The organism is Micromonospora fluostatini, from assembly GCF_050410825.1.
Lineage (GTDB): Bacteria > Actinomycetota > Actinomycetes > Mycobacteriales > Micromonosporaceae > Micromonospora > Micromonospora rosaria.
This window is the reverse complement of record NZ_CP191251.1, coordinates 773,903-795,427: the sequence shown is the minus strand read 5'-3', so window position 1 is coordinate 795,427 and position 21,525 is coordinate 773,903. Positions and strand designations below refer to the sequence as shown.

At 74.1% G+C, this 21,525-nt stretch carries 19 protein-coding genes and 1 pseudogene; 10 read left to right on the top strand and 10 right to left on the bottom strand.

Features of this window, described 5'->3' with window-relative positions:
• Positions 1-69: 69 nt before the first annotated feature.
• Positions 70-1,149 (bottom strand): ribosome small subunit-dependent GTPase A, encoded by a 1,080-nt coding sequence (rsgA, locus tag ACQUFX_RS03670; RefSeq protein ID WP_428964620.1) that lies wholly within the window; start codon positions 1,147-1,149, stop codon positions 70-72.
• Between the two features lie 198 nt (positions 1,150-1,347).
• Here rsgA and ACQUFX_RS03665 point away from each other — a divergent pair, with 198 nt between their 5' ends.
• The 4 genes from ACQUFX_RS03665 to ACQUFX_RS03650 all read left to right on the top strand — a co-directional run bounded on the left by ACQUFX_RS03665 (position 1,348) and on the right by ACQUFX_RS03650 (position 6,020).
• Positions 1,348-2,064: a maleylpyruvate isomerase family mycothiol-dependent enzyme gene (locus ACQUFX_RS03665; RefSeq protein WP_428964619.1), complete on the top strand. Its 717-nt coding sequence runs from the start codon at positions 1,348-1,350 to the stop codon at positions 2,062-2,064.
• Positions 2,065-2,071: 7 nt separating this feature from the next.
• Positions 2,072-2,725, top strand: coding sequence for an MBL fold metallo-hydrolase (locus tag ACQUFX_RS03660; protein WP_428964618.1), 654 nt, complete (start codon positions 2,072-2,074; stop codon positions 2,723-2,725).
• Positions 2,726-2,874: 149 nt separating this feature from the next.
• A complete protein-coding gene (locus tag ACQUFX_RS03655) occupies positions 2,875-4,533 on the top strand; it encodes an NAD(P)/FAD-dependent oxidoreductase (RefSeq protein WP_428964617.1) in 1,659 nt (552 codons plus the stop codon).
• Positions 4,530-6,020 (top strand): ATP-binding protein, encoded by a 1,491-nt coding sequence (locus ACQUFX_RS03650; RefSeq protein ID WP_428964616.1) that lies wholly within the window; start codon positions 4,530-4,532, stop codon positions 6,018-6,020. The genes ACQUFX_RS03655 and ACQUFX_RS03650 overlap by 4 nt, the downstream gene beginning before the upstream one ends.
• 50 nt (positions 6,021-6,070) lie before the next feature.
• On the opposite strand, the gene ACQUFX_RS03645 is transcribed toward ACQUFX_RS03650, so the two are convergent.
• A complete protein-coding gene (locus tag ACQUFX_RS03645; RefSeq protein ID WP_428964615.1) occupies positions 6,071-6,688 on the bottom strand; it encodes a DedA family protein in 618 nt (205 codons plus the stop codon).
• A 205-nt stretch (positions 6,689-6,893) separates the two neighbouring features.
• Here ACQUFX_RS03645 and ACQUFX_RS03640 point away from each other — a divergent pair, with 205 nt between their 5' ends.
• Positions 6,894-7,097, top strand: coding sequence for a cold-shock protein (locus ACQUFX_RS03640; protein WP_091440819.1), 204 nt, complete (start codon positions 6,894-6,896; stop codon positions 7,095-7,097).
• Between the two features lie 170 nt (positions 7,098-7,267).
• On the opposite strand, the gene ACQUFX_RS03635 is transcribed toward ACQUFX_RS03640, so the two are convergent.
• The 3 genes from ACQUFX_RS03635 to ACQUFX_RS03625 all read right to left on the bottom strand — a co-directional run bounded on the left by ACQUFX_RS03635 (position 7,268) and on the right by ACQUFX_RS03625 (position 9,439).
• A complete protein-coding gene (locus ACQUFX_RS03635; RefSeq protein ID WP_428964614.1) occupies positions 7,268-7,801 on the bottom strand; it encodes an MFS transporter in 534 nt (177 codons plus the stop codon).
• Positions 7,802-7,865: 64 nt separating this feature from the next.
• The gene (locus ACQUFX_RS03630) at positions 7,866-8,666 is read right to left on the bottom strand and encodes a hypothetical protein (protein WP_428964613.1); all 801 of its coding nucleotides are present in this window, start codon (positions 8,664-8,666) and stop codon (positions 7,866-7,868) included.
• Between the two features lie 257 nt (positions 8,667-8,923).
• Entirely contained in the window at positions 8,924-9,439 is a 516-nt protein-coding gene (locus ACQUFX_RS03625) for a MarR family winged helix-turn-helix transcriptional regulator (protein WP_428966848.1), read from the bottom strand.
• Between the two features lie 148 nt (positions 9,440-9,587).
• On the opposite strand from ACQUFX_RS03625, the gene ACQUFX_RS03620 reads away from it, so the two are divergent.
• Positions 9,588-11,714 carry an MMPL family transporter gene (locus ACQUFX_RS03620; protein WP_428964612.1) on the top strand — a complete coding sequence of 709 codons (2,127 nt, stop codon included), beginning with the start codon at positions 9,588-9,590 and terminating at the stop codon, positions 11,712-11,714.
• A gap of 219 nt (positions 11,715-11,933) precedes the next feature.
• Here the strand turns inward: ACQUFX_RS03620 and ACQUFX_RS03615 are convergent.
• Positions 11,934-13,316 (bottom strand): annotated as a pseudogene (locus ACQUFX_RS03615) (DedA family protein); the annotation flags it as partial.
• Between the two features lie 133 nt (positions 13,317-13,449).
• Here ACQUFX_RS03615 and typA point away from each other — a divergent pair.
• Positions 13,450-15,318 (top strand): translational GTPase TypA, encoded by a 1,869-nt coding sequence (gene typA / locus ACQUFX_RS03610; RefSeq protein ID WP_428964611.1) that lies wholly within the window; start codon positions 13,450-13,452, stop codon positions 15,316-15,318.
• 8 nt (positions 15,319-15,326) lie between these two features.
• A complete protein-coding gene (locus tag ACQUFX_RS03605) occupies positions 15,327-16,232 on the top strand; it encodes a serine hydrolase (RefSeq protein WP_428964610.1) in 906 nt (301 codons plus the stop codon).
• A 37-nt stretch (positions 16,233-16,269) separates the two neighbouring features.
• Here the strand turns inward: ACQUFX_RS03605 and ACQUFX_RS03600 are convergent, their stop codons facing one another.
• Together ACQUFX_RS03600 and ACQUFX_RS03595 are read right to left on the bottom strand one after the other, a co-directional pair.
• A complete protein-coding gene (locus ACQUFX_RS03600; RefSeq protein ID WP_428966847.1) occupies positions 16,270-17,064 on the bottom strand; it encodes a tyrosine-protein phosphatase in 795 nt (264 codons plus the stop codon).
• Between the two features lie 196 nt (positions 17,065-17,260).
• On the bottom strand, positions 17,261-18,259 hold the full coding sequence (locus ACQUFX_RS03595; RefSeq protein ID WP_428964609.1) for a TerC family protein: 999 nt from the start codon (positions 18,257-18,259) through the stop codon (positions 17,261-17,263).
• Between the two features lie 383 nt (positions 18,260-18,642).
• Here ACQUFX_RS03595 and ACQUFX_RS03590 point away from each other — a divergent pair, with 383 nt between their 5' ends.
• Both ACQUFX_RS03590 and ACQUFX_RS03585 read left to right on the top strand, forming a co-directional pair.
• Positions 18,643-18,936 carry an antibiotic biosynthesis monooxygenase family protein gene (locus ACQUFX_RS03590; protein WP_428964608.1) on the top strand — a complete coding sequence of 98 codons (294 nt, stop codon included), beginning with the start codon at positions 18,643-18,645 and terminating at the stop codon, positions 18,934-18,936.
• Positions 18,937-19,273: 337 nt separating this feature from the next.
• Positions 19,274-20,035, top strand: coding sequence for an SDR family oxidoreductase (locus tag ACQUFX_RS03585; RefSeq protein ID WP_428964607.1), 762 nt, complete (start codon positions 19,274-19,276; stop codon positions 20,033-20,035).
• A gap of 120 nt (positions 20,036-20,155) precedes the next feature.
• On the opposite strand, the gene ACQUFX_RS03580 is transcribed toward ACQUFX_RS03585, so the two are convergent.
• Together ACQUFX_RS03580 and ACQUFX_RS03575 are read right to left on the bottom strand one after the other, a co-directional pair.
• Positions 20,156-21,037 (bottom strand): helix-turn-helix domain-containing protein, encoded by an 882-nt coding sequence (locus ACQUFX_RS03580; RefSeq protein WP_428964606.1) that lies wholly within the window; start codon positions 21,035-21,037, stop codon positions 20,156-20,158.
• Between the two features lie 102 nt (positions 21,038-21,139).
• The gene (locus ACQUFX_RS03575) at positions 21,140-21,508 is read right to left on the bottom strand and encodes a VOC family protein (protein WP_428964605.1); all 369 of its coding nucleotides are present in this window, start codon (positions 21,506-21,508) and stop codon (positions 21,140-21,142) included.
• Between the last annotated feature and the right edge of the window lie 17 nt (positions 21,509-21,525).

Sequence of the window (21,525 nt, the reverse complement as noted above, 5' to 3'; positions counted from 1 at the left end):
CGGACGGACGGGAGGACGGGCGGGAGGACGGACGGGTGGGAGGACGGGCGGAGGGGAAGGGCGGGTGGATCAGAAGCCGCCGGGTGACACCGGCGGCTCGGGCCGGGTCGGGCGGCGTCGCCCGTCGCGCCGGCCGCCCCGGCGCTCGGTGGCCAGCCGCGCCTGGCGGCGCCGCGACTCGACGGTCACCTCCCGCTGCAACCGGCACCAGCTCTCCCACCGCCGGGCGGTCAGCTCCCCGCTGCGCAGCGCCGACCGCACCGCGCAGCCGGGCTCGACCGTGTGCGCGCAGTCGGCGTACCGGCACGCCGCCGCCAGCGCGGCGATGTCGGCGAACGCCCGGTCCAGGCCGCCGGCCCCGTCGAGCAGGCCGACCGCGCGGACCCCGGGGGTGTCCACCACCGCGCCCCCGCCGGGCACCGGGACCAGCGACCGCCAGGTGGTGGTGTGCCGGCCCTTGCCGTCGGACCCACGGATCTCCTGGGTGGGCATCACCACGGCCCCGGCCAACGCGTTGACCAGGCTCGACTTGCCCGCCCCGGAGCGGCCCAGCAGGCCGAGGGTGCGCCCCGGCGTCACCTCGGGGCGCAGGTCGTCGAGGCCGGTGCCGTGCTCGGCGCTGACCGCCAGCACCGGCACACCCGGGGCGACCGCGCCCAGGTGCCGCGCCACCGCCCCCGGATCCGGCGCCAGGTCGATCTTGGTCAGCACGACCAGCGGCCGGGCACCGGACTCGTACGCCACGGCGAGCAGCCGCTCGATCCGCGCCAGGTCGGGCGTCGGGTGCACGGGCTCGACCACCGCCACCGCGTCGAGGTTGGCGGCGAGCACCTGCCCACTGGCCTGCCGGCCCGCCGTCCGACGGACCAGGGCGGTCCGCCGGGGCAGCACCGCCTCGACGGTGACCCGGCGGTCCGGCCAGGTGCCCAGCAGCACCCAGTCCCCCGCACAGGGCAGCCGGGTCAGGTCCCCGGCGGCGGCGGCCAGCACCCCGCCGCCGAGGCTGGCCCGGACCGGGCCGTCCGCGGCGAGCACGGTGCAGATCCCCCGGTCGACCCGGGCCACCCGGCCCGGTCGGTGGTCAGGGCGGCGGCCCAGCGCCGCCGCCCGCCCGGCGTCCCAGCCGAGCGCGATCAGATCGATGGTCATCGGTCACCTCGTCGCGGGAAAAGTGGGGTCGTGGCGGAACACGGGTACGACGACCGGCATGAACACCACCTCCTCGGCGCTACGGTGTCCGTTCGACGCCGACGGTAGGGCGCGCGGCGACGCGCCGAAAGCGATTTCCGCCGCGACGCGGCGACGTTCCACAGCGACGGGACGGCCGCCGACCGCTAGGGTCGGACCGTGACCACGGATCCACTCCTGCTGACCGGTGAGGTGGACGAGGCCACCACCCGCCTGTTACGCGTCGCGGAGTCCTTCACCCCCGCCGACGTCGCCGCCCCGTCGCTGCTGCCCGGCTGGACCCGCGGCCACGTCCTGGCCCACCTGGCCCGCAACGCCGACGGGTTCGTGAACCTGCTCACCGCCGCCCGCACCGGCGAGCCGATCCCGATGTACGCCAGCGTCGCCGCGCGCAACGCCGACATCGAGGCCGGTGCCGCCCGGTCACCCGCCGAGCACCTGGCCGACCTGCGCCGCTGCACGCAGCGGTTCGCCGAGGCGGTCGACGCGATGCCGGCGCAGGCGTGGGGGGCCATGGTGCAGACCCGTCGGGGTCCGTGGCCCGCCGCCCTGGTGGTCTGGGGCCGGCTGCGGGAGTTGGAGGTGCACCACGTCGACCTGGCCGCCGGCTACCGGCCGGCCGACTGGCCGGTGGCCTTCGCGCAACGGCTGCTGCACGAGGTGACGACCGGCCTCACCGACAATCCGGACGCGCCGGCCATGGTGCTGCGCTTCGACGGCAGCGCGCACGAGGTGGTGGTCGGCGACCGGGCCGACGCGCCGACAATCTGCGGCCCGGCCCACGAACTCGCCGCCTGGCTGATCGGCCGGACCGGCGGCGACCTGCTCACCGTCACTCCCGACGGGCGGCTCCCGACCCCACCGGAATGGATCTGATCACGAGATGACCTACCACGGCGACGTCACCCCCGGCGGGCCCCCGGCGGTCCGCGACCTGGACCGGCTCACCATCACCAAGGTGTCGGTGGGGCCGATGGACAACAACGCCTACCTGCTGCGCTGCCGGGCCACCGGCGAGCAGGCGCTGGTCGACGCGGCGAACGAGGCGCCCCGCCTGCTCGACCTGGTCGGCGACGCCGGGCTGGCCACCGTGGTCACCACACACCGGCACATGGACCACTGGGTGGCGCTGGAGGAGGTGGTGGCCAAGACCGGGGCCCGCCCACTGGTGCACCGCGACGACGCCGAGGGCTTGCCGATCCCGGCCCAGCCGCTGGCCGACGGCGACACGGTCCGGGTCGGCGAGTGCGAGCTGGAGGTGATCCACCTGGTCGGGCACACCCCCGGGTCGATCGCCCTGCTCTACCGGGACCCGGCCGGCGGGCCGCACCTGTTCACCGGCGACTCGCTCTTTCCCGGTGGTGTCGGCAACACCGACCAGGACCCGGAGCGCTTCGCGGCGTTGATCGACGACGTGGAGCACAAGCTGTTCGACCGGCTGCCGGACGAGACCTGGTTCTACCCGGGCCACGGCAAGGACAGCACGCTCGGCGCGGAGCGCCCGGCCCTGCCGCAGTGGCGGGCCCGCGGCTGGTGACCTCCGGCCGCTGCCGGTCGGGGTGACCCCGGCACCGGCAGCGGCGGGGTGGCCCCGGGCCGGCGTGCCGGGGTGCCCCCGGGCCGGCCGGCGCGGCAGGTCGGGCCGGGCGCGGGGGTCCGCGACGCCGGGATGGTTTCATGGGCGGCATGGCGAACCCGGTGATCCTCTCCCTCGACGACGACCCGGCGGTCTCCCGCGCGGTCGCCCGGGACATCCGGCGGCGCTACGGCGACCGGTTCCGGGTGGTCCGCGCCGGGTCCGGGCCCGAGGCCCTGGCGGCGCTGCGGGAGATCAAGCTACGGGGCGAGCAGGTGGCGGTGCTGCTGGCCGACTACCGGATGCCGGAGATGACCGGCATCGAGTTCCTCGAGGCCGCGATGGACCTCTTCCCCGCCGCCCGGCGGGTGCTGCTGACCGCGTACGCGGACACCGGCGCGGCGATCGACGCGATCAACCTGGTCGACCTCGACCACTACCTGCTCAAGCCCTGGCATCCGCCGGAGGAGAAGCTCTATCCGGTGGTCGACGCGCTGCTGGAGGCGTGGTCGAGCAGCCCGGAGTCGACCGCCACCGAGCTGCGCGTGGTCGGGCACCGCTGGTCCGCCCCGTCGTTCGCGGTGCGGGACTTCCTGGCCCGCAACCTGGTGCCGTACCGGTGGCTGCTGGCCGACGACCCCGAGGGCGGCCGGCTGCTCGCGGCGGCCGGGGCGAGCGCCGACGACGTCCCGCTGGTCGTCGCCGCCGACGGCAGGACCCTGGTCGCGCCCTCCGAGGCGGAGCTGGCCGGGCTGGTCGGGATGAGCGTCGCCCCGGCGGCGGACTTCTACGACCTGGTGGTCGTCGGCGGCGGCCCGGCCGGACTGGGCGCCGCCGTGTACGGGGCCTCGGAGGGGCTGCGGACGGTCCTGGTGGAGCGGCTGGCCACCGGCGGGCAGGCCGGGCAGAGCAGCCGGATCGAGAACTACCTCGGGTTCCCCGACGGGGTCTCCGGGGCACAGCTCACCGACCGGGCCCGCCGGCAGGCGCTGAAGTTCGGCGCGGAGCTGCTCAGCACCCGGGAGGTCGTCGGCCTGGCCGAGGCCGGCTCGGCGCGGCTGGTGCGCTTCGGCGACGGCGGCACCATCGCCGCCCACGCGGTGGTGCTGGCGACCGGGGTGTCGTACCGGATGCTCGACGCGCCGGGCCTGACCGAGTTCACCGGTCGGGGCGTCTTCTACGGCTCGGCCGCCACGGAGGCGCCGAGCTGCGTCGGCGAGGACGTCTACATCGTCGGCGGGGCGAACTCGGCGGGTCAGGCGGCGGTCCACTTCTCCCGGTACGCGGCCCGGGTGCACGTGTTGATCCGGGGCGCGGACCTCACCGCGTCGATGTCCCGGTACCTCATCGACCAGCTCGACGGCATCGACCAGGTGACCGTGCACCCGCACACCGAGGTGGTGGCCGCTGCCGGCGACGAGCACCTGCAACGGTTGACGCTGCGGGACACCCGCACCGGCGAACGGCGGGAGGTGGACGCGTCCTGGCTGTTCGTCTTCATCGGCGCGGAGCCGCGTACCGGCTGGCTGGACGGGGTGCTGGTCCGCGACGAGCGGGGCTTCGTGACCACCGGGCCGGACCTGGTGGCCGGTGGCCAGCGGCCCCCCGGCTGGTCGCTGCCCCGTGACCCGTACCACCTGGAGTCCAGCATGCCGGGGGTCTTCGCGGCCGGCGACGTCCGGGCGGCGTCGGTGAAGCGGGTCGCCTCCGCCGTCGGCGAGGGCGCGATGGCGGTCTCGCTGGTGCACCGCTACCTGGAGACCCAGTGACCCCGCCCCCGGACCGGTCCACACCGGCGGCGCCGGAGCGGCTGACGGCGGAGCCGGAGCGGCTGACGCCCGGGCAGCTCCGGACGCTGTTCCTGTTCGAGGCGCTCGACGCCGACCAACTGGCCTGGCTGGCCGCGCACGGCCGGGTCGAGCGGGTGGCCGCCGGCGCCGCGGTGTACGCCGAGGGCGCCCCGGCCACCTGCTTCTACGTGCTGCTCACCGGCGCGGTACGGCTGTACCGCACGGTGCACGGCGACGAGGTGGAGATCAACCGCACCGACCAGCGCGGGGTGTACGGCGGGGCCACCCAGTCGTACCTGGACGACCAGGAGGTGTACCGCAACAGCATGTGGGCGATCGCCGACGCCGAGTTCTTCGTGCTGCCCGCCGAGTCCTTCGCGCACGCCGTCCGCTCCTGGTTCCCGATGGCGATGCACCTGTTGGAGGGGCTGTTCATCGGCATGCGGAACACGCAGACCGTGGTCGGGGAGCGGGAGCGGCTGCTCGCCCTGGGCGCGCTGTCGGCGGGGCTGACCCACGAGCTGAACAATCCGGCGAGCGCGGCGGTGCGGGCCACCGAGGCGCTCCGGGACCGGTTCGCCGCGATGCGGCACAAGCTGGCGACGATCGCCGACGGCCGGCTCGACGGGCGGCGACTGCACGCCCTGGTGGCGTTGCAGGAGGAGGCGGTCGAGCGGGTGGGCCGGGCCCGACCGTTGTCGCCCCTGGCGGCCAGCGACGCCGAGGACGAGCTGACCGACTGGCTGGACGAGCGGGGCGTGACCGGCGGCTGGGAGCTGGCCCCCACGCTGGTCTCCGGCGGGCTGGACGCCGCCTGGCTGGAGCGGGTCGGCGCGGCGGTGGGCGCGGACGGCCTGGAGCCGGCGGTGCGCTGGCTGGCGTACACGGTCGACACCGAGCTGCTGCTGCGGGAGATCACCGACGCGGCGACCCGGATCTCCGGGCTGGTCGGCGCGGCCAAGCAGTACTCGCAGCTCGACCGGGCGCCGTACCAGGTGGTGGACGTGCACGAGTTGCTCGACGCCACGCTTGTCATGTTCCGGGCGAAGCTGCCCGCCGGGGTCCGCGTGGTCCGGGAGTACGACCGGAGCCTGCCACCGATCCCGGCGTACGCCGCCGAGCTGAACCAGGTGTGGACCAACCTGATCGACAACGCGCTCGGCGCGATGGGCGACGAGGGCACCCTGACCGTGCGCACCGGCCGGGTCGACGACCTGCTGACCGTCGAGGTCGCCGACACCGGTGCGGGTATCCCGGCGCAGGTCCGGCCGCGCATCTTCGAGCCGTTCTTCACCACCAAGCCGGTCGGCGAGGGGACCGGTCTGGGGCTGGACATCTCGTACCGGATCGTGGTCAACAAGCACCACGGCGACATCCGGGTGACGAGCGCGCCGGGGAACACCGTGTTCCGGGTCCTGCTGCCGACCACGCCCGTCCCCGGTCCCCCACCGGCCCCGGCCGCCTGACCGCGCCCCCGGCCGGCCCGCCCCGTTGTCGGCGGGCCGGACGCTGTCGGTCAGTCCGGTGGGGTGACGGCGGCCAGCAGCCGCCGCCGGGTGCCGGCCAGCAGCAACCCGGCGAGGAGCAGGCCCACGGCCATGGTGACCAGCAGCGGGGCGTTCTCCCCCGGCAGCAGCCCGGCCAACGACCGGGCCACCCCGCCGAGCAGGACGTAGAGGCCGGCCCAGAGCGCGGCGCCGGTGGCCGCGCAGACGGCGAACCGCCGGTACGACATCCGCAGGCCCCCGGCGGCCAGCGGGAGCAGGGTGTTGAACACCGGCAGGAACGGCCCGACCAGCACCATCCGCCCGCCGCCCTGGCTCACGATCCGCTCGGCCGCCGCCCAGCGGGACTCGCCGATCCAGCCGCCGACCCGGCTGTGCCGCAGGCGCGTGCCGAACCGCCGGCCGACGGCGAAGGTCAACGACCAGCCACAGAGGCTCCCGACGACCACCGAGACGACGGTGGGCGGCCCGATGTACGGTCGTCCCACCCCCACCGCCACCAGGATCGCGGCGTCCCCGGGCACCAGCACCCCGAGCAGCGGTACCGCGTCCAGGAGCATGACCAGCCCGAGCGCACCCATCAGCACCAGGGTGGGCAGGTCGCCGAGCTGGGCCAGCCATTCCGTCATCCCCTCACCGTAAGGTGACCGGGCCACCAAGGTCATCCGGCGGTACCCCGATACTCCCCTGATTTCGGGTCGGATCGACGGCTCACCGGCGCGGCCTGTGGCACTTCGGCCGGCAGATCGGGGTTCGGCCGGCTACTGTCGGGGTGGAACAGGGCGATCACCGGCCGGTGGCCGGTGGTCAGCCGCAGGAAACAGGGAGAGATGCATGGCAACCGGCACGGTCAAGTGGTTCAACTCGGAAAAGGGCTTCGGTTTCATCGAGCAGGACGGCGGGGGCCCGGACGTCTTCGTGCACTACTCGGCGATCGCGAGCAGCGGTTACCGTGAGCTGCACGAGGCGCAGAAGGTCGAGTTCGAGGTGACCCAGGGGCAGAAGGGGCCGCAGGCGGACAACGTCCGTCCGCTGTAGCCCGTGTGCCGGTGGCGGCGGCGGCACTCCCGTCCGCCGCCACGGCTCGCACCCACCGCCCACCCTCCACGTTTACACCCCGCCCACCGGCCGCATCCCGTCCGCTCAGCCGGGCGCGGCCGGCAGGTCACGCCGCCCCCGCAGCGGTCCGGTCAGCAGGATCAGCGGGGTCAGGGCCAGCGCGCCGGTCGTCGCCCAGATCGCCCGGCCCGGCGACCGCCCCCACCGTTCCGGCCAGCAGCGCCGCCAGCGGGATGGTCCCGTAGTTGAGCAGGTGCATGGTCACCGTCACCCGGCCGCCGAGCAGCAGGGCCACCCGGGCCCCGGCGCCGGTGAGCGGGATCAGCAGGGCCGGCGGCCCGGCGCAGAGCGCGGCCAGCAGAACGGCGCGTGCCGTACCGGCGGGCGACGGCGGTGGCCAGCATCGCCCCGACGAAGCCGCCCAGGCTCATCAGCCCGATCAGTCCCGGGGCGAGACCGACCTCCCGGACCAGGAACACCACCAGGACGGCCTGGTACCCGGCCAGGCCGGCGTTGCAGGCCGCCCCGTACAGCGTGAGGTTGCGCAGGTACCGGTCGCGGGCCACGTACCGGATCCCGTCGGTGATCTCCCGGCGCAGCGACCCGGCGGTCTCGCGCGGCGCGGGCCGGCGTTCGACGGTCCGGATCGCCCGCAGGCAGAGCGCGGAGACGAGGAAGGTCACCGCGTTGAGCAGGAACGGATGTTGCGCAAGAGCTTGTTGCGCAACATCCGTTGATCGTTGCCCGTCAGGGGGCCGCGCGTCGGCTGATCTCGTCGGCGACCTGGGCGGCCAGGGTCGTGGGCAGTTCGGTGGCCAACTGCTCCACCTGCGAGGTCAGCGCGTCCAGCCGCAGCATGGTGTAGTCCAGCTTCGCCACCAGGCTGTTGGCCGCCTGGGCCGGACCGGTGCCGTCCGGGTCGACCTTGCGACCCATGCTCGTCCCGCCGTAGAACATCCCGAGGTAGACGTTGTGGATCTCGCTCTCGGCCTGCTCGCTCATGTCATCCTCCGGGGTCAGGAGTCCGATGGTGGTCAGGTAGCGGCGGAACAGGGGGGTCTGGTCCCGGCCCGCCTTGGTGCAGTCGCGGAAGAAACTGATGTGGGTGTGCCAGAGGTGGGAGCGGTCTCCGCTGGTGCGCTTGCCGAGCCGGTCCCAGCGCTTCACCACCGTGCCGTCCGGCGAGTAGATGATCTCGCGGATGTCCCGGCTGTCGGCGGTGCCGGCGATGCACTGGGCGACACACCAGATCGAGAAGCTCCGCAGGTCGTGGATGCCCCCGCCGGAGCGCACCGAGAACCATCCGACGTCCAGGGCGGAGGCGTAGAGGGTGAGGCCGGCGCGGTCGCGTGGTGACTCCACCACGGAGTAGTCGTTGGGTACCACCCGGTCTTCACCACAGTGGTAGCCGCCCCGGTGGGCGGGGTCGCCGACGATGCCGACCTCCGCCGGTTCCAGGTCGTTGTCGCGGACCCTGTCCGGGTCGGTGTTGAGGTGCTGCAACAGCAAGGTGCGAACAGCCAGCAGGTTTGCCGGTGCCCGGGTCATCGGGAACCCCCTCGGGTTTCGGGGCCGGGCGCGACGGTCGTACCGCCTGACGCGGACGGGGGAATCCCCGGTTCTCCGCCCGGCCGATGGGACGCACAGCGTCGGGCGATGCACCATGCTTACCCAGGGTCACCGAGGGTCACCAATGCTGAATGCCCGAATTGCCGGCAGGGGCATCCCGCGAGCCCGGCTCACGAGAAGCTCCCACGAAAGCACCCTGAGCAGGCAAAACACGGCCGTACGCCGGCCCGGACGGGTCAGCCCGCCGGGCGTCGGGGCGTCTCCGGGCGGGCGGTCCGGACGTCGTCGCGGTGCTCCCGCATCGAGCCGACCATCACGGTCAGGAACCGGTGCACCACCTCCAACTCCTCGTCGGAGAAGTTGGCCATCACCGCGTCGGTGCGCTGGCCGAGCGGCCGGAAGAACTCCCTCGCCAGGGCGGCGCCCCGGTCGGCGTACCGGAGGAAGACCTTGCGCCGGTCGGCGGTGTCCCGGCCCCGGCGGACGTGGCCGCCGCGCTCCAGCCGGTCGACCAGGGCGGTGACCGACCCGGAGGAGAGGTTGAGGTGCTCGCCGAGGCGGCCGGGGGTGATCGGTTCGCCGGTCAACTCGGCGTCCATCACCGCGATCAGCGCCTGCAGATCGGTGGCGTTGAGCCCGTGCAGGTTGGCGAAGGCGTGCCCGATGTGCTGCGCGTCGACGCTGTAGCGCCGCAGGTCAGCCGCGATCTCGGCGACGAGGTGGCCTCGTCGGGTGTCCCGGGGCCGGTACATGCCCTGCGCTGCCACGATCCGTCGGCCCTCCCTCGCGTGTTCGGGTTGCAGCATAACTCAGCTCTCGATAATCTCGTTCATCGAGATAATCGGTTATCGGGATATCTCTCGATCGCCCACCTCCTACGACAACCCGTGAGGCACTCGGATGTCTGTGTTCCGCCGCGCCGGTCGCGGCCAGCTCGCCGCCTGGCTCACCGTGGCCGCCGCGATCGTCGTCGGCGCGATCTTCTTCGGGCTTCCGCAGCCCGACAACCCGGCCCCGGTCTCCTCGACCGGCCTCTCCGTGCAGTGGCAGTCGACCCAGGTCGAACGCCTCCAGGAGGAGCTGCCGTCCAGCGACGTCCAACCCGCGCTGGTCGTCGTCAGCCGCACCGACCGCGCCCCCCTCGACGAGACCGACCGGGCCGCCGTCACCGAGGACACCGGCGCGCTCAGCCGCTTCGCCATCGGCGGCCGGGTGAGTCCACCCCAGGTCTCCCCGGACGGCACCGTCGCCCTGGTCGCCGTGCCGCTGGCCACGACCGGCGGTCAGGCGCAGGTGGCCGACACGGTCAGCGAGCTGCGTGCCGCGCTCGACCTGCCCGACGGGCTCACCGTCGAGGTGACCGGGCCCCCCGCCTTCACCGCCGACCTGGCCGACGTCTTCGAGGGCGCGGACACCACCCTGCTCATCTTCACCGCCATCGTGGTCGCCGTCCTGCTGCTGATCACCTACCGCAGCCCGGTGCTGTGGATCGTGCCGCTGGCCGTGGTCGCCGCCACCGAGCAGCTCACCCTGCGCGCCATCGACGTCATCGTCCCGGCCGTCGGCATCCACCTCAACGGCGGCGCGGTCACCGGCATCGCCAGCGTCCTCGTCTTCGGCGCCGCCACCAACTACGCCCTGCTGCTCATCGCCCGCTACCGCGAGGAACTGCGCCGCGAACCGGACCGCTTCGTCGCCATGCGCGCGGCCCGCCGCCGCACCGCCGAACCGATCATCGCCAGTGGCTCCACCGTCGTCCTCGGCGTCCTGACCCTGCTCCTGTCCGAGCAGGAGACCAACCGGGCCCTCGCCGTGGCCTGCGCCACCGGCGTCATCCTCGCGATGCTCTCCGCGCTGCTCGTCCTGCCCGCCGCGCTGGTGCTCTTCGGCCGGGGCCTATTCTGGCCCTTCGTGCCCCACGTCGGCACCACCGGCTCGGAGGGCCGGCTGTGGGGCCGGCTCGGCGCGGCCGTGATCCGCCGCCCGGTGCCGGTGGCGCTGCTCGCCACCCTGCTGCTGGCCGCCCTCGCCCTCGGCGGGCTCGGCATCCGCACCGGGCTCTCCGAGACCGAGCAGTTCCGGGTCAAGCCGGAAGCCGTCGCGGGCGCGGAGACCCTGGCCCGCTCGTTCCCCGCCGGCACCACCCAGCCCGTCGCCGTCCTCACCACCCCCGGCGCGGCGCAGGCCGTCACCGACGCCGCCACGGCCGTACCCGGCGTCGCCTCGGTACGCCCCGGCGGGGCGGGCGACACCGTCACCCAGATCGACGTGGTCCTCGAAGCCGAACCGGGCACCCCCGCCTCGGAACGTACCGTCGACGCGCTGCGCGACGCCGTCGCCGCCGTACCCGACTCCGCCCCACCGGCGGTCGAGGGCGCGGACCGCGCCGACGGGGCCATCGTCGGCGGCACCGTCGCCGCCAACCACGACTCCGAGGCCGCCGACCGCAAGGACCTGTGGCTGATCATGCCGATCATCCTGCTGCTGGTCGGCACGGTGCTCGTGCTGCTGCTCCGCGGGCTGCTCGCCCCGCTGCTGCTGGTGCTCACCGTGATCGCGTCGTTCTTCGCCAGCATCGGCGCCGGGTGGCTGCTCTTCGACCACCTGCTCGGCTTCCCCGGGCTGGACAGCGGGGTGCTCCTGCTCGCCTTCGTGTTCCTCGTCGCCCTCGGCGTCGACTACAACATCTTCCTCGTCACCCGGGCGCGGGAGGACGCCCGCACCCTCGGCACCCGGGACGGGATGCTCTCCGCGCTGCGGGTCACCGGCGGCGTCATCACCAGCGCCGGCATCCTGCTCGCCGCCGTCTTCGCCCTGCTCGGCGTGCTGCCGCTGCTCACCCTCACCCAGATCGGGATCATCGTCTGCATCGGCGTCCTGCTCGACACCCTGCTGGTCCGCACGGTGCTGGTGCCGGCGCTGACCTTCCTGCTCGGGGACCGGTTCTGGTGGCCGGGCCGGATCGCCCGCTTATCCGGCCCCGTCACCCCCGTGGAGCCCCTGGAGCCGGTGGGCGCCCGGGACTGACCCTCCAGGGCCGGTGGGACCCGGGTCCGCGAAGGACCCGACCCACCGGCCCTGCCGCGTCGCCCCGGCGGGTCACCCGGCGTCGGCCGGCCGGTGCGACCGCTGCGCGCCGGGCCCGGCCGGCGCGCCCGCGTCGGGCACCGGCGCAGCCGGCGCGCCCACGTCGGGCTCGGTCGGCGTCGCCGCGTCGGGCACCGCCGCGTCGGGCACCGCCGCCTCGGGCACCGCCGCGTCGGGCTGGGCCGGCACCACCGCGCCGGTCGGGGACGCCACGCCCACCCGGGCCCGGGTCGCCCAGGCCACCATGAACACCGCCGGCCAGGCCGCACCGAGCAGCGCCGACGTCACCGCCCCACTGGCCGACCCCCACCCCAGGTAGAGCCGGGCCCCACCGATCCCGACCACCCCGACCACCGCGGCCGTCCAGAGCGCCACCGCCACCGGCCACCGGGCCCCCCGCGACAGCAGCCAGGCCAGCATGCACAGGCCGGCGGTGACCACCGCCCCCTGGGTCGGGAACACCGCGCTGTCCTCGCCCACCCCGGTCAGGTCCGCGGCCACCGCCAGCACCACCAACGGCAGGAACGCCCCGGCCGTACCGAGCACACTGAGCAGGTCCCCCCGCCACGGCCGGTGCCGCCACGCCAGCACCGCCGCCACCAGCGCCACCACCACGATCAGCACCGAGCCGCGCAGCACCGACACCACCGCGAACGTGACGTCGACCGCGTCCGGGGTACGCCGGTCGGCGAACCAGGCGGCGATCGCCCCGTCGACCAGCCCCAGCCCGCTCTGCTCCACCACCGCGTCCAGCAACCAGGTCACCGCGAACCCCGCCCCGAACAGCAGCACCAGCCCGGCGGCCAGGTTCAGCAACAACGTCCACGCCGGCCCGACCCGCATGGCCACCAGGAAGAACAGCACCCCGTGCCGGTCCCGCAGCCAGCGCACCGGCGGCAGCGCCCCGGCCCGCGACCACAACGCCCGCACCGGATCCGGGTTACGGCCCAGCCACCGCCCCGCCACCACGATCGCCACCAGGCAGACCAGCAGCACCAGCAACGCCCCGGTGGCCCGCCCCAACAGCCGCGACACCGTCTCGTACGACTCCCCGGCCAGGTACCCGACCAGCACCGAGCCGCCCACCCAGGTGACCACCCCGGCGACGTTCCACGGCAGGAACCGCCGGTACGGCATCCCACCCGCCCCGGCCAGCCGGGGCAGCAGCGTCCGGGCGAACGCCACCCACCGGGCGACGAACACCCCCCGCCCGCCCAGCCGGCCCAGCATCGCGTCCGCCCGCTCCCACCGGGCGGCCCCGACCCGGGCACCGAACCCACCCGCCCGCAACCTCGGCCCGTACCGACGCCCCGCCCGGAACGCCATCGTGTCGCCCGTCACGGCGGCGAGAATCATCACCAGCAACGCCGGCCCCAGGCGCAGCGTGCCGGTGTACGTGAGGAACCCCACCAGCAGCAGGGTCGCCTCCGCCGGCAGCACCAACCCGAAGATCACCGCCGTCTCCGCAGCCACCAGCACCGCGGCGAGCAGGTAGATCAGGGGGGCGGGAAGGTCCTGCAGGGAGTTCAATAGGTCGTGCACGACGGCTCTCGCATCACGCGGTCAGCATGCCAGCCGTCGACGCCACGACGACACCGGTTCCGGCAGGATCCGGGACGAACCCGGGGGTGACCCCGACGCGGTCCCTGATCCGAGCAGGCGGGAGGATGGCCCCATGCAGCTTCGCACCGACCTCCGTAACGTCGCCATCATCGCTCACGTCGACCACGGCAAGACCACCCTGGTCGACGCCATGTTGCGGCAGGCCGGCGCCTACGGCGCCCGGGGCGAGGTGACCGAGCGGGTGATGGACTCGATGGACCTCGAACGCGAGAAGGGCATCACCATCCTGGCCAAGAACACCGGCGTGCGCTACCTGCCGGCCGACGGCTCGGACCCGGTCACCATCAACATCATCGACACCCCCGGTCACGCCGACTTCGGCGGCGAGGTCGAGCGGGGCCTGACCATGGTCGACGGGGTGGTGCTCCTGGTCGACGCCAGCGAGGGCCCGCTGCCACAGACCCGGTTCGTGCTCCGCAAGGCCCTCAAGGCCCGGATGCCGATCATCCTCGTGATCAACAAGGTGGACCGCCCCGACGCCCGGATCAAGGAGGTCGTCGACGACACCTACGAGCTCTTCCTCGACCTCGACGCCGACGAGGAGCAGATCGACTTCCCGATCGTGTACGCCTGCGCCCGCGACGGCATCGCCTCGCTGGCCCAGCCCGCCGACGGCTCCGTACCCGACGACAGCAGCTCCCTGGAGCCGCTGTTCCGGACCCTGCTCGACACCATCCCGCCGCCCGCGTACGAGGAGGAGGCCCCGCTCCAGGCGCACGTCACCAACCTCGACGCCTCCCCGTTCCTCGGCCGGCTCGCGCTGTGCCGGGTCCGGCAGGGCACCATCCGCAAGGGGCAGACCGTCGCCTGGTGCCGCACCGACGGCAGCACCCAGCGGGTCCGCATCTCCGAGCTGCTGATGACCGAGGGGCTGGAGCGCAAGCCCGCCGAGCAGGCCGGCCCCGGGGACATCATCGCCGTCGCCGGCATCCCCGAGATCATGATCGGGGAGACCCTCGCCGACGCCGAGAACCCCCAGCCGCTGCCGCTGATCACCGTCGACGAGCCGGCCATCTCGATGACCATCGGCACCAACAACAGCCCCCTGGTGGGCCGGGTCAAGGGCGCCAAGGTCACCGCCCGGATGGTCAAGGACCGCCTCGACAAGGAACTCGTCGGCAACGTCTCGCTGCGGGTCCTGCCCACCGAGCGCCCCGACGCCTGGGAGGTGCAGGGCCGGGGCGAGCTGGCCCTGGCCATCCTGGTCGAGCAGATGCGCCGGGAGTCCTTCGAGCTGACCGTCGGCAAGCCCCAGGTGGTCACCCGGGAGATCGACGGCAAGACCTGCGAACCGGTCGAGCGCCTCACCATCGACTCCCCCGACGAGTACCTCGGCGCGATCACCCAGCTCCTCGCCACCCGCAAGGGCCGGATGGAGCAGCTCGTCAACCACGGCACCGGCTGGATCCGGATGGAGTGGCTGGTGCCGGCGCGCGGCCTGATCGGCTTCCGGACCGAGTTCCTCACCGAGACCCGGGGCACCGGCATCCTGCACCACGTCTTCGAGTCCTACGAGCCCTGGTTCGGGGAGCTGCGCACCCGCAACAACGGCTCCCTGGTCGCCGACCGCGCCGGCAGCGTCACCGCCTTCGCCATGACCAACCTCCAGGAACGCGGCCAGCTCTTCGTCGAGCCCGGCACCGAGGTCTACGAGGGCATGATCGTCGGGGAGAACTCCCGCTCCGACGACATGGACGTCAACATCACCAAGGAGAAGAAGCTCACCAACATGCGCTCCTCCACGGCCGACGAGACCGAGAAGCTCATCCCGCCGCGCAAGCTCTCCCTGGAGCAGGCCCTGGAGTTCTGCCGCGAGGACGAGTGCGTCGAGGTCACCCCGGCCGCCGTCCGCATCCGCAAGGTGACCCTCGACCAGACCCAGCGGGCCCGCGCCACCGCCCGCCGCAAGCACGCCAACTGAGGTACGCGATGACGGGGGCCCCACCACCCGGCGGGGCCCCGCCGCGTCCACCGGACTGGGCCGCGCTGGACCGACGGCTCGACGCGGTACCCGGCACCGTGTCGGCGTACGTCGGCCGGCTCGACGCACCCCCCGCCTGGGTCCGGCACCCCGACGCCACCCACTACGCGGCCAGCACCATGAAGATCGCCGTCCTGGCCGCCCTGCACCGGGCCGCCGACCCCGACCGGGCGCCGGCCACCGCCCCGCTCGACCTGGACGCACCGGTACCCGTGGTCAACGACTTCGCCTCGGCCCGACCGGGCGCCCCCCGGTTCACCTGCGCCCGTACCTTCGACAACGACGACGCGGTCTGGGCACGCCTCGGCGACCGGGCACCGCTGCGCTGGCTCGCCGAACGGATGATCGTCCGGTCCAGCAACCTCGCCACCAACATCGTCCTCGCCCACGTCGGACTGCCCGCCGTCGGCCGGGTGTGGGCGTCGGCCGGCGCCCGGCACAGCGTCACCGGCCGGGGGATCGAGGACTTCGCCGCCCGGGAGGCCGGCACCACCAACCTGGTCACCGCCGCCGACCTCGCCGCCCTGCTCGACGCGCTCGCCACCGGCGCCACCCGCCCCGGCCCACTGGCCACCCCCACCGCCTGCGCCGCCATGCTCGACGTGCTGGCCGCCCAGGAACACCGGGAGGACCTCGCCGCCGGGCTGCCCGACGGCACCCGGATCGCGCACAAGAGCGGCTGGGTCCGGGGCGTCCGGCACGGCGCCGGGGTGGTCTACCCCACCGACGCGCCGCCGTACCTGGTCGTGGTCTGCACCACCGTCGACCCGGCGGCGGGCCGCGACGTCGACGCCTGCGCGCTGGTCGCCGAGGTCTCCGCCGCCGCCTGGGCCGCCCGGCACCACCTGCCCTGACCCGCCGGCTCCCCCCACGCCGACGCGCCCGGCGCCCTCAGTCGAGCAGGTGCGCGCGCAGCGCCGCGACCGTGGCGTCGTCCACGCCCAGCCCGTCCCGCAGGTACCCGGCGAACGAGCCGTGCACCCGGCGCACCTCGTCGTACGCCGCGTCCAGGTACTCCGGGCGCACCTCCAGCAACGGCCGGACCGCCGCCTCCGCCAACGCCGGCTGCCGGCTCCGCAACGCCGTCAGGAACACCTCCTGCAGGCTCGCCGTCGCCTCGTTGCTCCGCAGGTAGTCCGCGCGGATCACCGCCTCGTCCACCCCGAGCGCGGTGAGCAGGACGACCGCCAGCCAGCCGGTGCGGTCCTTGCCGGCGGTGCAGTGGAACAGCAGCGGCAGGTCCGCCGACCGGGCGGCCAGCCGGACCGCCGCGCCGAAGCCGGCCCGGGCCGACGCCCCGGTGACGAACCACCGGTAGACCGCCGTCATCGCCGCCGGGCCACCCTCCCGGGCCAGCGCCGGCTGCGCGGTCAGGTCGTGACCGAGCAGCACCGCCGCCACGGACGTGAAGACCGGGTGCGTCGGGTCGAAGACCGGCAGCCGGACCACCCGGGGCGTGCCGGGCAGCCGGTCCGCCGGCCCGGCCCGCCGCTCCGAGTCGTCCCGCAGGTCCACCACGCAGGCCACCCGCAGGCCGTCCAGCACGGTCAGGTCCTCGTCGGTCAGCCGGCCCAGCGCCGGGGTCCGGATCAGCCGCCCGGTACGGACCCGACGGCCGTCGGCACCGACCAGCCCACCGAGGTCCCGCGCGTTCGGCGCGCCCACCAACGTCCAGTCGTCCCGCACGCCCACCCGGCCTCCCGCTCCCTGCCGTACTCCGGTGTGCCGTCCTTTGGCGCCCGGTGATTCGACGCGCCGTACTCCGGCGCGCTGTTGTCCTGTGCCCCCGGGCCGCGTTTCCGCCCGCCGGTGCACGCCCCCTGCCTGCCGCGGCCCCGGGCGACTCGGGTCCCCGCCGGTGCCGACGACCGGCGGGCGTACCTCAGGAGCCGGCCTTGACCACCGCGCGGCGGCGGTCCCGGTTCGACTTGATCAGGCTGGCCACGGTGGCCACCGCGAGCGTGCCGAGGATGGCCGACAGGGAGAGCCAGATCGGGATGTGCGGCGCCCAGCCGACCGGCTCGCCACCGTTGATGAACCCCAGATGGTTGTCGGCGAGGGCCTCCAGCACCAGCTTGACGCCGATGAAACCGAGCACCGCGGCCAGGCCGTAGCTCAGGTAGACCAGCCGGTCGAGCAGGCCGCCGAGGAGGAAGTAGAGCTGCCGCAGCCCCATCAGCGCGAACACGTTCGCGGTGAAGACCAGGTACGGCTCCTGGGTGATGCCGAAGATCGCCGGGATCGAGTCCAGCGCGAAGATCAGGTCGGTGGTGCCGATGGCGATCATCACGATCAGCATCGGGGTGAAGAGCCGCCGGCCGTTCTCCCGGGTGGTCATCGTCCCGTCGTGGTAGTCCCGCGAGATCGGCAGTGCCCGGCGGCTCCACCGGATCAGGGCGTTCTCCTTGAACTCGTCCTCGTCCGGCTCGCCCTGCCGGGCCAGGTTGATCGCGGTGTAGATCAGGAACGCCCCGAAGATGTAGAAGACCCAGGAGAACTGGGAGATCAGCGCGGTGCCGGCGGCGATGAACGCGCCGCGCATCACGAGCGCCAGGATGATGCCGATCATCAGCACCTTCTGCTGGTACACCCGGGGTACCGCGAAGCGGGACATTATGATCACGAAGACGAAGAGGTTGTCCACCGAGAGGCTCTTCTCGGTGACGTACCCGGTGAAGAACTCCCCCGCCGGCCCGGCGCCCGCGACGGCCCAGAGCCCCAGGCCGAAGAGGATGGCGAGCGCGATGTAGACGGCGGTCCAGGTGCTGGACTCCCGGATGCTGGGCTCGTGCGGCCGGCGCCCGATGATCAGCAGATCGACCACCAGCACCACGACCAGCACGGCCAGTGACACCAGCCACACCCACGCGGACACGTTCACGTTCACCCTCCGGCAGACAGGCCGGGCCGGGACGAACCACCCCGCAGGGGGTGACCACCCGGGACCAGCTCTGGTGACTGTCGGAGGTCTCTTCCGCCGCCGGCTCGGCGAGCCGGCGGCCGGCGGGCCCGGGTCGGCCGTTGGCTGGCGGTCGACCGTGCTGACGAACCCGTCGCGTCGGGGGAATACTCCCCTCCTCGGCCGCCATTGTTCACCACCGCTGGCGCTGTGGGTACCCCGGTCCCCGCGATACCGGCCACACTGGTGCCGGCCCGCACCACCCCTAAAGCATCCTAGGGGGCTAGGTGCCAGGGGGTGGCCTGCGGAGCGTCGACCCGCGCCCCGGTGCCCCGGCGGGCGGGGCCGCGTGCGAGGCTTCTGGCATGGTGCTTGAGGTCGCGCTCATCGACGTACTGCCCGGACACGAAGAGGCCTTCGTCGCCGCGTACGGCCAGGGCCATCCGCTGCTCGCCGGCACCCCCGGCTGCCGGTCGGTACGGATGACCCGGGGGATCGAGTCCCCCAGCCGGTTCGTGCTGCTGGTCGAGTGGGACTCCGTCGAGGCGCACGAGGAGAACTTCCGCGCCACCGAGCGGTTCCAGCAGTGGCGCTCCCTGATCGGGCCGCACTTCGCCGGTCCGCCCTCGGTCGAGCACTTCCTCGACGTCCCGGCCTGACATCCCCGGCCGGAGGGCTCCGTCGCCCACGGTCGGCGGCTCCGTCGACCCCCGGTCGGCTGGTTCTGTCGGACCCCGCAGGTACGGTCCCATCGGCGGCCACCGGCCCCGGCGGGCTCGGGGCCGTCGGGTCCGGTGACCGCGCCGCCCATCCACCCACCCCGGCTGGCCTACCTACCTCGGCGATCCACCACGTCGACGGTCCACCCGCCGGGGAGGCACAGCGCCGTCGGGGGCACGGCCCACCGGCCGCCCCGGCGTGCCACCGGGACGGCGGGGGCGGGTCGGGCGGCATATTCGGTGGCCGGGGCCGGCACGATCGGGTTGACTGGCGGTCGTGACTGACCGGGTCGTCCTGGTGACCGGAGTGAGCCGGCGGATCGGCATCGGGGCCGCCGTGGCCCGGCTGCTGGCCGCCGAGGGGTACCGGCTGTTCCTCACCGGCCTGCCGGCCTACGACGACGCGCAGCCCTACGGCGGGGATCCCGACGGCGTCCCCGCACTCACCGCCGAGCTGGGCGACGCGGCGGTCCACGTCCCGGCCGACCTGCTCGACCCGGCCGCCCCCGGCGCGCTGGTCGCCGAGGCGGTCCGCCGGTACGGGCGGCTCGACGCCGTGGTGGCCGTGCACGCGTACTCCACCCAGACCCCGCTCGGTTCCCTCGACGCCGCCGAGATCGACCGGCACCTGCTGGTCAACGTCCGGGCCACGCTGCTGCTCGCCGAGGCCTTCGGCGCGGCGTTCAGCGCCGGCACCGGTGGCCGGCTGGTGCTCTTCTCCAGTGGGCAGCGTCTCGGCCCGATGCCGACCGAGTTGGCCTACGCGGCCAGCAAGGCCGGGGTGGAGAACCTCACCGTCCAGCTCGCGCCGGTGCTGATGCCCCGGGGCATCACGGTCAACTGCCTGAACCCGGGGCCCACCGACACCGGTTACGCCCCGCCGGAGGCGCACGCCGCCGTGGCGGAGCTGTTCCCCGGGGGACGCTGGGGCACCCCGGAGGACGCCGCCCGGCTGGTCCGGTTCCTCTGTGCACCGGAGGCGGGGTGGATCACCGGTCAGGTGATCGACTCGGAGGGCGGTTTCCACCGGTACCGGTGAGCCGGCCTCACCCGCCCGGCCGGGCCGGGTCGTCCGGCGTGGGCGGGCCGTCCGGCGTGGACGGGCCGTCCGGCGTGGACGGGCCGTCCGGCGTGGACGGGCCGTCCGGCGTGGACGCGGTCACCGGACGGTGTCGTCGACCGCCCGGGACAACCGGTCGCGCAGCAGCGCCGCGCTGCCCGCCTCGTCCACCGCGACCGCCGCGAGCCGGTCGGCCACCCGCTCGTACCGGTCGACGTCGGCCTCGGTGACCAGCCGCACGTCGGCGGTGAGGGTCTCCAGCATCACCGTGCGCGGGTCGGCCGGGTCCGGGAACGAGTAGCAGGAGAACGGCGTCAGCGGGTGCGGCCCGGCGCGCAGCGTGGCCTCCGGGGGCAGCACCCGGACCGTGACGTTCGGCTGGCCGGCCAGGTCGACCAGGTGCTGCACCTGCTCCCGCCACACCTCCGCCGGCACGCCGGCCGGGTCGCAGGCCGCCTCGGCGAGCAGCGCCGTGTACCGGGGCGGGTGCGCCCGGCGCAGCACCTCCTGCCGGGCGGCCCGCGCCCGCACGTCGGCGTCCACGTCCACCTCGGGGTTGACCAGCCGGCCAGCCTCGATCCGCAGCCGGGCGTACGCGGGCGTCTGGAGCAGGCCGGGCACCAGCGCCGGCTGGTACTCCACGATGGTCGCCGCGCCGGCCTCCAGCTCGGCGTAGGTGCGTTGCCGCTCCCCCATCTCGCTGAGCGACTTCCACCAGCCCCGGCCGGTCGCCGCGTCCCGGGCGATCACGATCAGCGCGTCCCGCTGAGGCGCCGGCACGTGGTAGACGTCCAGCAGGTCGAGGACGTCGGCCAGGTCCGGCCGGCTCTGCCCCAGCTCGATCCGGGACAGCTTCGAGGTGGACGCCCAGCCGAGCCGGTCGCACACCTGCTCCAGGGTGAGCGCCGCGTGTCGGCGTAGCTGGCGCAACTCCGCGCCCAGCCGGGCACGGCGAATGACAGGACTCGTTGGCAACGGCATCCGGCCTCCCCACGAGGGAGACTAACCAGCTCGGTCACTCAGGGCAATACTCCACTTGCTGTTAGCTACTGGGACGTGTCGGGATGGTCGTGCCGTGCCCCGTCACGGCCGGTACGTCCCAAACGACCAGACGTTCCCGTCGAGGTCCCGCGCGGCGTACTCCCGCGAGCCGTAGTCGGTGTCGGTGGGTTCCCGGACGATCTCGGCACCGGCGGCCCGGGCCCGGGCGCAGTGCTGGTCGATCTCGTCCAGCGCGACGTAGACCGACCAGTCGTCGGCGGCGGGACGCGGTCGCGGCCGGGAACGGCCACCGACCATGATCATCCCGTCGCCGAGGGCCAGTTCGGCGTGCGCCACCGCACCGTCGGGGGTCTCGTGCAGCACGTGCACGGTGAACCCGAACGCGGCGCAGAGCCAGTCGATCGCGGCCCGGGGGTCGGGGTAGGTGAAGATCGGGTACAGGGTTCGCATGCCCCGATTCTGGCCGC